Annotated in this window: 11 protein-coding genes; 9 read left to right on the top strand and 2 right to left on the bottom strand. The window is 41.1% G+C overall.

The window, feature by feature from the left end; genetic code table 11:
- Positions 1-66: 66 nt before the first annotated feature.
- From mutY to MK403_RS07735, 5 genes are all read left to right on the top strand, one after another.
- On the top strand, positions 67-1,245 hold the full coding sequence (gene mutY / locus MK403_RS07755; protein ID WP_268709493.1) for an A/G-specific adenine glycosylase: 1,179 nt from the start codon (positions 67-69) through the stop codon (positions 1,243-1,245).
- 56 nt (positions 1,246-1,301) lie between these two features.
- Positions 1,302-2,009 carry a response regulator YycF gene (gene yycF, locus MK403_RS07750; RefSeq protein ID WP_268709492.1) on the top strand — a complete coding sequence of 236 codons (708 nt, stop codon included), beginning with the start codon at positions 1,302-1,304 and terminating at the stop codon, positions 2,007-2,009.
- Positions 2,002-3,351 (top strand): cell wall metabolism sensor histidine kinase VicK, encoded by a 1,350-nt coding sequence (gene vicK / locus MK403_RS07745; RefSeq protein WP_268709491.1) that lies wholly within the window; start codon positions 2,002-2,004, stop codon positions 3,349-3,351. Before yycF ends, vicK begins: the two co-directional genes overlap by 8 nt.
- Position 3,352: 1 nt before the next feature.
- Complete coding sequence (locus tag MK403_RS07740) at positions 3,353-4,162, top strand: MBL fold metallo-hydrolase (protein ID WP_125394417.1); 810 nt, start codon at positions 3,353-3,355, stop codon at positions 4,160-4,162.
- An 84-nt stretch (positions 4,163-4,246) separates the two neighbouring features.
- Complete coding sequence (locus MK403_RS07735; protein ID WP_268709490.1) at positions 4,247-5,020, top strand: potassium channel family protein; 774 nt, start codon at positions 4,247-4,249, stop codon at positions 5,018-5,020.
- Between the two features lie 37 nt (positions 5,021-5,057).
- Here MK403_RS07735 and MK403_RS07730 read toward each other — a convergent pair whose 3' ends face one another.
- Both MK403_RS07730 and MK403_RS07725 read right to left on the bottom strand, forming a co-directional pair.
- Positions 5,058-5,405: a thioredoxin domain-containing protein gene (locus tag MK403_RS07730; protein ID WP_268709489.1), complete on the bottom strand. Its 348-nt coding sequence runs from the start codon at positions 5,403-5,405 to the stop codon at positions 5,058-5,060.
- A gap of 110 nt (positions 5,406-5,515) precedes the next feature.
- Positions 5,516-7,234 (bottom strand): phospho-sugar mutase, encoded by a 1,719-nt coding sequence (locus tag MK403_RS07725; RefSeq protein ID WP_268709488.1) that lies wholly within the window; start codon positions 7,232-7,234, stop codon positions 5,516-5,518.
- A 154-nt stretch (positions 7,235-7,388) separates the two neighbouring features.
- On the opposite strand from MK403_RS07725, the gene MK403_RS07720 reads away from it, so the two are divergent.
- The 4 genes from MK403_RS07720 to ligA all read left to right on the top strand — a co-directional run bounded on the left by MK403_RS07720 (position 7,389) and on the right by ligA (position 13,456).
- On the top strand, positions 7,389-9,290 hold the full coding sequence (locus MK403_RS07720; RefSeq protein WP_268709487.1) for an ABC-F family ATP-binding cassette domain-containing protein: 1,902 nt from the start codon (positions 7,389-7,391) through the stop codon (positions 9,288-9,290).
- Positions 9,291-9,293: 3 nt separating this feature from the next.
- Positions 9,294-10,157: an Rgg family transcriptional regulator gene (locus MK403_RS07715; protein ID WP_000400531.1), complete on the top strand. Its 864-nt coding sequence runs from the start codon at positions 9,294-9,296 to the stop codon at positions 10,155-10,157.
- Between the two features lie 80 nt (positions 10,158-10,237).
- On the top strand, positions 10,238-11,416 hold the full coding sequence (locus MK403_RS07710) for an MFS transporter (RefSeq protein ID WP_268709486.1): 1,179 nt from the start codon (positions 10,238-10,240) through the stop codon (positions 11,414-11,416).
- An 81-nt stretch (positions 11,417-11,497) separates the two neighbouring features.
- Entirely contained in the window at positions 11,498-13,456 is a 1,959-nt protein-coding gene (gene ligA, locus MK403_RS07705) for an NAD-dependent DNA ligase LigA (protein ID WP_268709485.1), read from the top strand.
- Positions 13,457-13,505: the final 49 nt, after the last annotated feature.

The following is a 13,505-nucleotide window of genomic DNA, read 5'->3' as shown; positions in this document are numbered from 1 at the left end:
TAATAGAAGAGGCTTTTTTAGCACAAAGAAAAGGACAGTTAGAAGCTTCTATGTTATACTAGATATATGTTAGATTTGAAAGAATACGGTGTTGACATGTGGCCGGAGGAGAAGATTTTCTCTTTCCGTGAGAAACTCCTCAACTGGTACGATGAAAACAAACGGGATTTACCATGGCGTAGAAGTAAAAATCCTTATCATATCTGGGTTTCTGAAATTATGCTCCAACAGACTAGAGTAGACACAGTTATTCCCTACTATGAACGATTCTTGGACTGGTTTCCAACTGTGGAAAGTCTGGCGAATGCGCCTGAAGAGCGTTTGCTAAAATCTTGGGAGGGGTTGGGTTATTATTCTAGAGTGCGTAATATGCAGGTTGCGGCCCAGCAGATTATGGCTGACTTTGGAGGAAAATTTCCAGACACTTACGAAGGAATTTCTAGTTTGAAAGGGATTGGCCCTTACACTGCGGGAGCAATTTCCAGTATCGCTTTTAATCTACCTGAGCCAGCAGTTGATGGCAATGTCATGCGAGTTTTGTCTCGTTTGTTTGAGGTCAATCATGATATCGGCGTTCCTAGTAATCGAAAGATTTTCCAAGCGATGATGGAAATCTTGATTGATCCAGAACGGCCGGGAGACTTTAATCAAGCCTTGATGGACTTGGGGTCTGATATAGAGGCTCCAGTTAATCCTCGACCAGAAGAAAGTCCTGTTAAGGAATTTAGCGCAGCCTATCAGAATGGAACCATGGATCGATATCCGATTAAAGAACCCAAGAAAAAACCTCTTCCTATTTATCTTAAGGCTTTGGTTGTGTGCAACGATCGAGGGCAATACCTACTTGAGAAAAACGAAAGTGAGAAACTGCTAGCTGGTTTTTGGCATTTCCCCTTGATAGAAGTAGAGGAGTTTTCACAGGAAGAGGAACAGCTGAATCTATTTGCTCAGGTCGCTGAAAAAGGCGTTACTTTCGGTCCAACACCCCAAGAAAGTTTTGAGCAGGATTATGATTTAGAAGTTGATTGGTCCCATCAAGTATTTGATCAAGTCAAGCATGTCTTTAGTCATCGGAAATGGTATATTCAAATCCTAGCGGGTCAGGTAACAGATTCGAAACAGTTTGATGACAGAGAAATTCGCTGGGTTTCTCCTCAGGAATTTTCTGATTATCCATTTGCTAAACCTCAACAAAAGATTTGGCAGGCTTATAAAACAGTTCTTGAAGATGAGGGCCGATATTAGCCATTTGTGCCTTCTTTACATTTTTTTGTTATAATAGATAGAGAAAAGGTGAACATATGAAAAAAATATTAGTTGTAGATGATGAGAAACCAATCTCAGATATTATTAAGTTCAATATGACCAAGGAAGGCTATGAGGTTGTAACAGCCTTTAACGGTAGAGAAGCTATCGAGCTATTTGAGGCGGAGCAACCTGATATTATTATTCTAGACTTGATGCTATCTGAAATCGATGGTTTAGAAGTTGCTAAGACCATTCGTAAGACGAGCAGTGTTCCTATCATTATGTTATCTGCCAAGGATAGCGAGTTTGACAAGGTTATCGGTTTAGAACTTGGGGCAGATGATTATGTCACCAAGCCCTTCTCAAACCGTGAGTTGCAAGCGCGTGTGAAGGCATTGCTCCGTCGTACGGACCTCGCTTCAGTGGATAGTCAAGAAACTGATGAAAAGAAATCCCAACCCCTACAGATTGGCGATTTGGAAATCGTTCCAGATGCTTATGTGGCTAAGAAATACGGTGAGGAACTGGATTTGACACACCGCGAGTTTGAACTTTTGTACCACTTGGCCTCTCATATTGGTCAAGTCATTACGCGTGAACACTTGCTTGAGACTGTTTGGGGCTATGATTATTTTGGTGATGTTCGTACAGTGGACGTGACCATCCGACGTTTGCGTGAAAAAATCGAAGACACTCCAAGCCGTCCAGAATACATCCTAACCCGTCGTGGTGTGGGTTACTATATGAGAAATAATGATTGAAGCAATTAAACAAAGCGTTCTGAATAGAGATTTTATCTTTATCTTGATTTTAGTCGGCTTTATCTTAGTGGTCACCTTGTTGTTACTGGAAAATCGTCGGGATAATATTCGGCTAAAGCAGATTAATCAAAAGGTCAAGGATTTGATTGCAGGGGATTATTCTCGAGTTTTGGATATGCAAGGAAGCTCTGAAATCACTAACATCACCAATAACCTTAATGATTTGTCTGAGGTCATTCGTTTAACGCAGGAAAATCTGGAGCAAGAAACAAAAAGGCTTAACAGTATTCTTTCTTATATGACAGATGGAGTTCTTGCAACCAATCGCCGTGGTCAGATTACCATGATTAACGATATGGCTAAGAAACAGCTGGGTATCGTAAAAGAAGAAGCATTGAACAAAAGCATCCTAGAATTGCTTAAGATAGAGGAAGAATATGAACTGCGTGACCTCATTACACAGATTCCTGAATTGATGATTGATTCCCAAAATGCTAATGGAGAATATCTTAGTCTTCGTGTGCGTTTTGCACTTATTCGTCGTGAGTCTGGATTCATTTCTGGTTTGGTTGCCGTTTTGCACGATACGACTGAACAGGAGAAGGAAGAGCGTGAACGGAGACTCTTCGTGTCCAATGTTAGCCATGAGTTGCGGACACCTTTGACTAGTGTTAAGTCCTATCTTGAAGCCTTAGACGAGGGAGCCTTGTATGATCCTGTTGCTCCTGATTTTATCAAGGTTTCGCTCGATGAAACCAACCGTATGATGCGGATGGTGACAGATCTCTTGCATCTTTCTCGTATTGATAATGCGACCACTCAGTTGGATGTGGAATTGATTAATTTTACGGCCTTCATTACCTTTATCCTCAACCGCTTTGATAAGATGAGAAGTCAGGATGAGGAGAAAAAATATGAGCTGGTTAGAGATTACCCAATCAACTCAGTTTGGATCGAGATTGATACCGATAAAATGACCCAGGTGATTGATAATATTCTCAACAATGCCATCAAGTACTCACCAGATGGTGGGAAAATTACTGTCAGCATGAAAACCACTGAAGACCAGATGATTTTATCTATCAAAGACCAAGGTCTAGGTATTCCAAAGCAAGATTTGCCCAAGATTTTTGACCGTTTTTACCGTGTGGATCGCGCAAGAAGCCGTGCCCAAGGTGGAACTGGTCTAGGTCTGGCTATTGCAAAAGAAATTATTAAACAACACAATGGCTTTATTTGGGCCAAAAGTGAATACGGTAAGGGATCAACCTTTACCATCGTGCTCCCTTATGATAAGGACGCAGTGAAAGAAGAAATTTGGGAAGATGAAGTAGAAGACTAGAATGAGTGAAATAGGCTTTAAATACAGTATTTTAGCATCAGGTTCCAGTGGAAATTCCTTTTATCTGGAAACGCCAAAAAAGAAAATTTTAGTGGATGCAGGCTTGTCTGGTAAGAAAATTACCAGTCTCTTGAGCGAAATCAATCGCAAGCCTGAAGATTTGGATGCGATTTTAATTACGCATGAGCATTCAGACCATATTCATGGAGTCGGTGTGTTGGCTCGAAAGTATGGCATGGATCTTTATGCCAATGAAAAAACTTGGCAAGCTATGGAAAATAGCAAGTACCTTGGTAAGGTGGATTCTTCGCAGAAGCATATCTTTGAGATGGGCAAAACTAAAACCTTTGGAGATATCGACATCGAGAGTTTTGGTGTTAGCCATGATGCAGTCGCACCGCAGTTCTATCGCTTTATGAAGGATGATAAGAGTTTTGTCATGCTGACTGATACAGGTTATGTTAGTGACCGTATGGCAGGGATTGTTGAAAATGCGGATGGTTATCTTATCGAGTCCAACCACGATGTGGAGATCTTGCGAGCAGGTTCTTATGCTTGGCGACTCAAACAGCGAATTCTATCGGATCTCGGTCACCTCTCTAACGAAGACGGTGCTGAGGCCATGATTCGTGCAATGGGAAATCGGACCAAGAAAATCTACCTTGGACATTTGTCTAAGGAAAACAATATCAAAGAACTGGCTCATATGACCATGGTCAATCAGCTAGCCCAAGCTGATCTGGGTGTAGGAGTAGACTTTAAAGTTTACGATACTTCCCCAGATACCGCAACACCACTGACAGATATATAAAAAGAAGGCGAGTGCCTTCTTTTGTTTGTATACTAGTAGGGATTCAGTGTGGTATAATGATTAAAAAATTATAGGAGCAGTAGTGTGAAGAGAAAATGGTTATTCAAGGATTACTATGACGCAACGATTATCATACTTGCGCTGATATCCGTTGTTCTTGTCTTACTTGGATTTGCTGAGATGATTGATTTGGACAATCCACCATACAGTATTATTGATTTATTGATTTGGTTTGTTTTCGTGGTGGATTATGGCTGGCGGTTCTTTATAAGTAAGGAAAAATGGCGGTTTATCCTTGAAAATATCTTTGATTTGCTAGCTATTCTTCCACTGAATGCTATTTTTACAGTATTTCGATTAGGGCGTATCTTCCGACTAGCAAGACTGACAAAATTACTCAAACTAACTCGTCTTTTAAGAATTGTTGGATTGACTGGCAAACTGGAAAAGAAGGTTAGCGAACTCTTACGAACAAATGGCTTACTTTATATTTTTTATCTTAATTCCTTTATTGTATTGGTAGGAAGTTCGATTTTGTCCGTTGTTGAAGAAAAATCCTTCTCAGATAGTCTTTGGTGGGCGCTTGTAACGGTAACGACTGTGGGATACGGAGATATTATTCCTGCTTCGATTTTTGGTAAATGGTTAGCTGTTTTACTGATGCTTGTCGGTATTGGAACAATAGGGATGTTAACGAGCGCCTTGACGAACTTTTTTGTAAAGGATAATCTGGATGAACAAATAAAACTTGATAAACTTCAAGATGAAATACTCAGTCAAAGAATCTTACTAGAGAAACAATCTGAGAAGATTGAAGAACTGCATAGAATGGTACAAGACTTACTTGAAAAAACGTAATTTTGACCATACAAAAACCACTCAATGAGTGGCTTTTTTACAATCCTGCAAATTCTTTGATTTCTTGTGCTGACATTGAAGAGTCGCAACGGACATTGATTTGGCCATTAGCAACATGGACGAATCCTGGAACGGTTGGGATACCATAACGTGAACGGAATTCTTGCAACTCATTGAGTTGGCTTGGTTCTTCACTGTTGATGAAGTAGATGTGTGCTTTAGTTTCAGCTAGGACACCTGCCAATGTGCCAGCAAATTTACGGCAGTAAGGACAAGTTTTGCGACCGATGAAGAAGGTCGCTGTTTCTTTATTATTGAGTGCTTCTTGGGCACGGGCAACAGTAGTCACTTCAAGGTCTTTAATATCTTCTAAAAACTGATTCATAAGAATACCTCTCTTTTTTTGATAAAACTAGTATGCCACAAAGTTTCTAAAATTGCTCGGATTTGATACGAAAAAAAGATGAGATCGTTTTATCTCATCTTTTATCTTGCTTATTTTACAAAGGTATTGATTTCCGATTCGATGTTGGCAATCTTAGCTTGAGAATCTTCGTTGCTTTGACCCACAACTGCAATATAGAACTTGATTTTTGGTTCAGTACCAGAAGGACGAACAGCGATCCAAGAACCATCCGCAAGAGTGTATTTCAAAACATCACTTGGAGGAGTTGTTAAGGCAGTTACAATACCATCAGCAGTAGTAGAAGTTTGTGCTTTGAAGTCTTCTACGACAGTGATAGCTGTTGCATTCCATTCTTTTGGAGCATTGTTACGGAACTTAGCCATGATAGCCTTGATTTGCTCAGCTCCATCGACACCTGAGAGAGTTACAGAGATAGTCTTTTCAGCATAGTAGCCATACTCTTTGTAAATTTCTTCGATACCGTCAGCCAATGTTAAACCACGTGAACGGTAGTAAGCAGCAAGCTCAGCAACGACAAGAACGGCTTGGATCGCGTCTTTATCACGTACGAATGGCTTGATCAAGTAACCGAAGCTTTCTTCAAATCCCATCATGTAAGTGTGATTGTGTTTTTCTTCAAATTCTTGAATCTTTTCAGCGATAAATTTGAAACCAGTCAAAACGTTGAACATGGTTGCGCCGTAGCTTTCAGCAATCTTCGTTACCAAGTCAGTTGATACGATAGACTTACAGAGGGCTGCATTTTCTGGAAGAGTTCCTGCGTTTTTGTGGGCTTCCAAGATGTACTTAGCCATGATGGCACCGATTTGGTTACCTGAAAGGTTGAGGTAGCTTCCATCTTTTTGAAGGACTTCAACACCAACACGGTCAGCGTCTGGGTCAGTTGCGACAAGAACATCTGCACCAACTTGACGACCAAGTTCTTCAGCAAGTGCAAAAGCTGCTTGGCTTTCTGGGTTTGGAGATTTTACAGTTGAGAAGTCTGGGTCCGGAGTTGCCTGCGCTTCAACAACTTGAACAGAGTCAAATCCAGCTTGGGCAAGAGCACGACGAGCCAACATTTCACCAGTACCATGAAGTGGTGTGTAGACAATCTTCATGTCTTTACCGAATTCTTCAATCAAGGCTGGGTTGATGTTGACATCTTTAACTTCTTTGAGGTATTCCGCGTCAACAGTTTCGCCGATGACTTCAATCAAACCAGAAGCTTTTTCAGCTTCCACATCAGCAACTTCCACAGCGAATGGATTTTCGATTGCACGAATGTAAGTTGTCAAAGCATCTGCATCATGTGGAGGCATTTGACCGCCATCTTCACCGTAAACCTTGTAACCATTAAATGGAGCAGGGTTGTGACTGGCAGTAATCATGATACCTGCGAAACAGTTGAGGTGACGAACAGCGAATGAAAGTTCTGGAGTTGGACGGAGGCTTTCAAATACGTAAGATTTGATACCATGTTTAGCAAGAACTGCAGCAGATTCAAAGGCGAATTCTGGAGAGAAGTGACGGCTATCGTAGGCAATTGCCACACCGCGTTCTTTTTCATTTCCACCTTTTGACTCAATTAAACGAGCTAAACCTTCAGTCGCTTGACGAACAACATAGATATTGATGCGGTTTGTACCAGCACCGATCAATCCCCGCATACCAGCAGTACCGAATTCAAGATTGGTATAAAAGGCGTCTTCCTTTGTTTTTTCATCCATGTTTTCCAAATCCTGACGAAGGTAGTCAGGAAGGTCGGCAAAATCGAGCCATTTTTGATAATTTTCTTGGTAAGTCATAGAGCATCTCCTTTTTTGTATATTCTTTTAATCGCTTTCATTATATCACGATTTATCATTTTAGTAAAACGTTAGCATAACTTTCTGAAAAAGCTTGAAATGAAATGGATTCTATAGTCTTGAACCCCTTAGGGAAACATGCTATACTACCTATATGATTATTTTACAAGCTAATAAAATTGAACGTTCATTTGCAGGAGAGGTTCTTTTTGATAATATCAATCTGCAAGTTGATGAACGAGATCGGATTGCCCTCGTTGGGAGAAATGGAGCGGGTAAGTCTACTCTTTTGAAGATTTTGGTTGGAGAAGAGGAGCCAACTAGTGGGGAAATCAATAAGAAAAAAGATATTTCTCTGTCTTATCTAGCCCAAGATAGCCGATTTGAGTCTGAGAATACCATCTACGATGAAATGCTCCATGTCTTTGATGATTTGCGTCAGACTGAGAAACAACTTCGTCAGATGGAACTGGAGATGGGTGAAAAGTCTGGCGCTGAATTGGATAAACTGATGGCGGATTATGATCGTTTGTCAGAGAATTTTCGTCAGGCTGGTGGCTTTACCTACGAAGCTGATATCCGTGCTATCTTAAATGGATTCAAGTTTGACGAATCTATGTGGCAGATGAAAATTGCTGAGCTTTCTGGTGGTCAAAATACTCGTCTGGCACTGGCTAAAATGCTCCTTGAAAAGCCCAATCTCTTGGTCCTGGACGAGCCAACCAACCATTTGGATATCGAAACCATAGCCTGGCTAGAGAATTACTTGGTAAACTATAGCGGTGCCCTCATTATTGTTAGCCACGACCGTTATTTCTTGGACAAGGTTGCGACGGTTACACTCGATTTGACTAAGCATTCCTTGGATCGTTATGTAGGCAATTACTCTCGTTTCGTTGAACAAAAAGAGCAAAAGCTAGCTACTGAGGCAAAAAACTATGAAAAGCAACAGAAGGAAATCGCTGCTCTGGAAGACTTTGTCAATCGTAATCTAGTACGAGCTTCAACAACCAAACGTGCCCAATCTCGTCGGAAACAATTGGAAAAAATGGAGCGTTTGGACAAGCCTGAAGCTGGCAAGAAATCAGCCAATATGACCTTCCAGTCTGAAAAAACGTCGGGGAATGTCGTTTTGACCGTTGAAAATGCAGCCATTGGCTATGATGGGGAAATACTCTCAGAACCTATCAACCTTGACCTTCGTAAGATGAATGCTGTTGCGATTGTCGGACCAAATGGTATTGGGAAATCAACCCTTATCAAGTCAATAGTAGACCAGATCCCTTTTATCAAGGGAGAGAAGCGTTTTGGTGCCAATGTTGAGGTTGGATACTATGATCAGACTCAAAGTAAGCTAACAGCAAGTAATACTGTACTCGATGAACTCTGGAATGATTTTAAATTGACTCCAGAAGTTGAGATACGCAACCGTCTTGGCGCTTTCCTCTTCTCAGGGGATGATGTTAAAAAATCAGTTGGAATGCTGTCTGGTGGCGAGAAAGCTCGTTTGCTTCTTGCAAAACTTTCAATGGAAAACAATAACTTCCTGATTCTTGACGAGCCGACCAACCACTTGGACATTGATAGCAAGGAAGTTTTGGAAAATGCCCTGATTGACTTTGATGGAACCCTTCTTTTCGTCAGTCACGACCGTTATTTCATCAACCGTGTGGCAACTCATGTTTTGGAATTATCTGAGGATGGCTCAACCCTCTACCTTGGAGATTACGACTACTATGTTGAGAAGAAAGCAGAAGTAGAAATGACTCAGGCTGAGGAAGCTTCAACTAGTAATCAAGCAAAAGAAGCAAGTCCAGCTAATGACTATCAGGCCCAGAAAGAAAGTCAAAAAGAAGTTCGCAAACTCATGCGACAAATCGAAAATCTAGAAGCTGAAATCGAAGAGTTAGAAGCTCAAAGTCAAGCCATTTCTGAACAAATGTTGGAAACCAACGACGCCGAAAAACTCATGGAATTGCAGACTGAACTGGACAAAATCAGCCATCGTCAAGAAGAGGCCATGCTTGAGTGGGAAGAATTATCAGAGCAGGTGTAAGAAATGGAACATCTTGGAAAGGTATTTCGTGAATTTCGAACAAGTGGGAAATACTCTTTGAAAGAGGCGGCAGGTGAATCATGTTCAACCTCTCAATTATCTCGCTTCGAGCTTGGGGAGTCTGACTTAGCGGTTTCCCGTTTCTTTGAGATACTGGATAATATTCATGTGACTATTGAAAATTTCATGGACAAGGCTAGAGATTTTCAAAATCATGAACATGTTGCCTTGATGGCACAGATTATTCCGCTTTACTACTCAAATGATATTGCTGGTTTTCAAAAGCTTCAAAAGGAACAGCTCAAGAAAGCGAAGAGTTCGACCAATCCCCTCTATTTTGAGCTGAATTGGATTCTGCTACAAGGTCTGATTTGTCAAAGAGATGCTCATTATACGATGAGGCAGAGTGATTTGGAAAAAGTAGCAGATTATCTTTTTCAAACAGAAGAATGGACCATGTATGAGTTGATTCTTTTCGGAAATCTCTATACTTTCTACAATGTGGACTATGTGGCTCGGATTGGCAGAGAAGTCATGGAGCGAGAAGAGTACTACAAAGAAATTGGTCGGCATCGTAAACTTGTTTTGATTTTAGCTCTGAACTGTTACCAGCATTGTTTGGAAAACCGTTCCTTTACGGATGCGGACTATTTTGAGGGCTATGTGGAGAAGTTGATTGGAAATGGTATCAAGCTTTATGAGCGCAATATCTTCCACTATCTCAAAGGTTTCGCCCTCTACCAGAGAGATTTGAAAGAAAAAGGTTGTAGTCAGATGCAGGAAGCCATGCATATTTTTGATGTGCTTGGACTTCCAGAGCAAGTGGCTTACTATCAGGAACATTATGAAAAATTTGTAAATGCTTAAATTTCCCAAATAAGGGAAATTTAAAGAGACTCCTTTCAGTTTTGATACAATAGTTTCAAAATTTGAGAGGAGCTTTTTATATGAATCGACATGCAATCCAGTTGATTAGTCGTGGGGCTATTAATAAAATAGGGAATATGCTCTATGACTATGGAAACAGTGTTTGGTTGGCATCGATGGGGACGATAGGACAGACTGTTCTTGGAATTTATCAGATTTCTGAACTCGTCACATCGATTCTGGTCAATCCCTTTGGCGGAGTGATTTCAGACCGCTTTTCGCGTCGCAAAATTTTGATGACGACAGACTTGATTTGCGGTATTCTCTGTTTAGCTATTTCCTTAATCAGAAATGATAGCTTGATGATTGCTGCTCTGATCTTCGCAAATATTGTTCAGGCGGTTGCCTTTGCATTTTCTCGTACAGCCAATAAAGCCATTATAACTGATGTTGTAGAAAAAGACGATATTGTGACCTATAATGCTCGCTTAGAGCTCGTTTTGCAGGTTGTGGGTGTTAGCTCCCCTGTACTTTCTTTCCTTGTTTTACAATTTGCCAGTCTCCATATGACGCTCATTTTAGATGCCATTAGTTTTTTTATCGCATTTACCTTAGTAGTTTTCCTTCCCCAAAAAGAGACTCAGGAACAAGAGAAAAAGACTTTTAGCTGGAAAAATATTCTTTCTGATATGAAAGAAGGAATTCGCTATATTTGGCGCCAGCAAGAGATCTTTTTCCTTTTGTTAGTAGCTTCCAGTGTTAATTTCTTTTTTGCAGCCTTTGAATTTCTCCTCCCCTTTTCAAATCGACTTTACGGGGTAGAAGGAGCTTATGCAACTATTTTAACTATGGGCGCTATTGGTTCCATTGTGGGAGCTCTTCTAGCTAGTAAAATAAAGGCAAATGTTTATAATCTTTTGATTCTATTGGCTTTGACTGGAGTTGGAGTTTTTATGATGGGATTACCACTGCCAACTTTTCTTTCCTTTTCTGGAAATTTAGTTTGTGAACTGTTTATGACGATTTTTAATATTCACTTTTTTACTCAGGTGCAAACCAAGGTTAAGGGGGAATACTTGGGGAGAGTGCTAAGTACAATTTTTACCTTAGCCATCCTATTTATGCCGATTGCAAAAGGCTTTATGACAGTGCTGCCAAGTGTCCATCTCTCTTCTTTCCTGATAATCGGAAGTGGAGTTGTCTTCTTGTCTTGTATATCTCTCATTTATGTTCGAAATCGTTTTGAAAAAGAGGTATAAATCTCCTTGCCTTAACACTATTAACTATTTTTCAGCCCTTCTCCATTGTGAGGAGGGCTTGGTTTGTGGTAAAATGGTTTTATGAATAAAAGAATGAATGAGTTAGTTGCCTTACTCAACCGCTATGCGACGGAGTACTATACGACTGACAATCCTTCGGTTTCAGATAGCGAGTATGATCGCCTCTACCGAGAGTTGGTCGAGTTGGAAGCTGCCTATCCAGATCAAGTTTTAGCAGATAGTCCAACCCATCGTGTTGGTGGTAAGGTTTTAGATGGTTTTGAAAAATATAGTCATCAGTATCCTCTTTATAGTTTGCAGGATGCTTTTTCACGTGAAGAGTTAGAAGCTTTTGATGCGCGTGTTCGGAAGGAATTGCCTCAACCCACCTATATCTGTGAGCTGAAAATCGATGGTTTGTCGATCTCGCTTACTTATGAAAAGGGAATTTTAGTTGTTGGTGCGACACGTGGGGATGGTTCTGTTGGTGAAAATATCACAGAAAACCTCAAGCGTGTCAAGGACATTCCTTTGACCTTGCCAGAAGAACTTGATATTACCGTTCGTGGGGAGTGTTACATGCCACGCGCTTCTTTTGACCAGGTCAACCAAGCTCGCCAAGAAAATGGAGAGCCTGAATTTGCCAATCCTCGTAACGCAGCTGCAGGAACCCTCCGTCAGTTGGATACGGCAGTAGTAGCTAAGCGCAACCTTGCGACTTTCCTCTATCAAGAAGCTAGCCCTTCTACTCGTGATAGCCAAGAAAAGGTCTTGAAGCATCTTGAACAGCTTGGATTTGTGGTTAATTCTAAGCGAATTCTGGCTGAAAGCATGGATGAGATATGGAATTTCATCCAAGAAGTTGGACAAGAACGGGACAATTTACCTTATGACATTGATGGAGTGGTAATCAAGGTCAATGACCTTGCAGGTCAAGAAGAGCTTGGCTTTACCGTTAAAGCGCCCAAGTGGGCAGTTGCCTATAAATTTCCTGCTGAAGAAAAAGAAGCCCAACTCCTTTCAGTTGATTGGACAGTTGGCCGTACTGGAGTTGTCACGCCAACTGCCAATCTGACACCAGTTCAGCTTGCTGGGACAACCGTCAGTCGTGCAACTCTCCACAACGTAGATTATATTGCTGAAAAAGATATCCGAAAGGACGATACGGTTATCGTTTATAAGGCTGGAGACATCATCCCTGCTGTTTTGCGTGTGGTAGAGTCCAAGCGTGTTTCTGAAGAAAAACTAGATATTCCGACTAACTGTCCAAGTTGTGATAGCCAGTTGCTTCACTTTGAAGATGAAGTGGCTCTTCGTTGTATCAATCCTCGCTGTCCTGCCCAAATCATGGAAGGTTTGATTCACTTTGTCTCCCGAGATGCCATGAATATTACAGGACTTGGTCCATCTATCGTTGAAAAGCTTTTTGCTGCTAATTTAGTAAAGGATGTGGCAGATATTTACCGTTTGAAAGAAGACGAATTCCTCCTTTTAGAGGGCGTCAAGGAAAAGTCTGCTTCTAAACTGTATCAGGCCATTCAAGCATCTAAGGAAAACTCTGCTGAAAAGCTCTTGTTTGGTCTGGGAATACGCCATGTCGGAAGCAAGGCTAGTCAGCTCTTGCTCCAACACTTCCACTCTATTGAAAATCTAGCCCAAGCAGACCCAGAGGAAGTAGCAAGTATTGAAAGCTTGGGGAGTGTAATTGCGCAAAGTCTCCAGACTTATTTTGCTACAGAAGGGTCTAAAATTCTCTTAGATGAGCTGAAAGAAGCTGGAGTCAATCTGGACTACAAAGGACAAACAGTAGTAGCAGATGCGGCCTTGTCAGGTTTGACAGTAGTTCTGACAGGAAAATTGGAACGTCTCAAACGCTCAGAAGCAAAAAGCAAACTCGAAAGTCTTGGCGCCAAAGTAACAGGTAGCGTATCCAAGAAAACGAATCTTGTCGTAGCAGGAGCAGATGCTGGAAGTAAACTGCAAAAAGCACAAGAACTAGGTATCGAAGTTCGAGATGAAGCTTGGCTAGAAAGTTTGTAAAGAAATAGCAGAAAACTAGGCGACAGCTAGTCTCAAACTATCTCTCCTG

This window comes from Streptococcus oralis, from assembly GCF_026782285.1.
GTDB lineage: Bacteria > Bacillota > Bacilli > Lactobacillales > Streptococcaceae > Streptococcus > Streptococcus oralis_CG.
The sequence above is the reverse complement of the archived record's forward strand: the minus strand, read 5'-3'. Positions and strand labels throughout refer to the sequence as shown.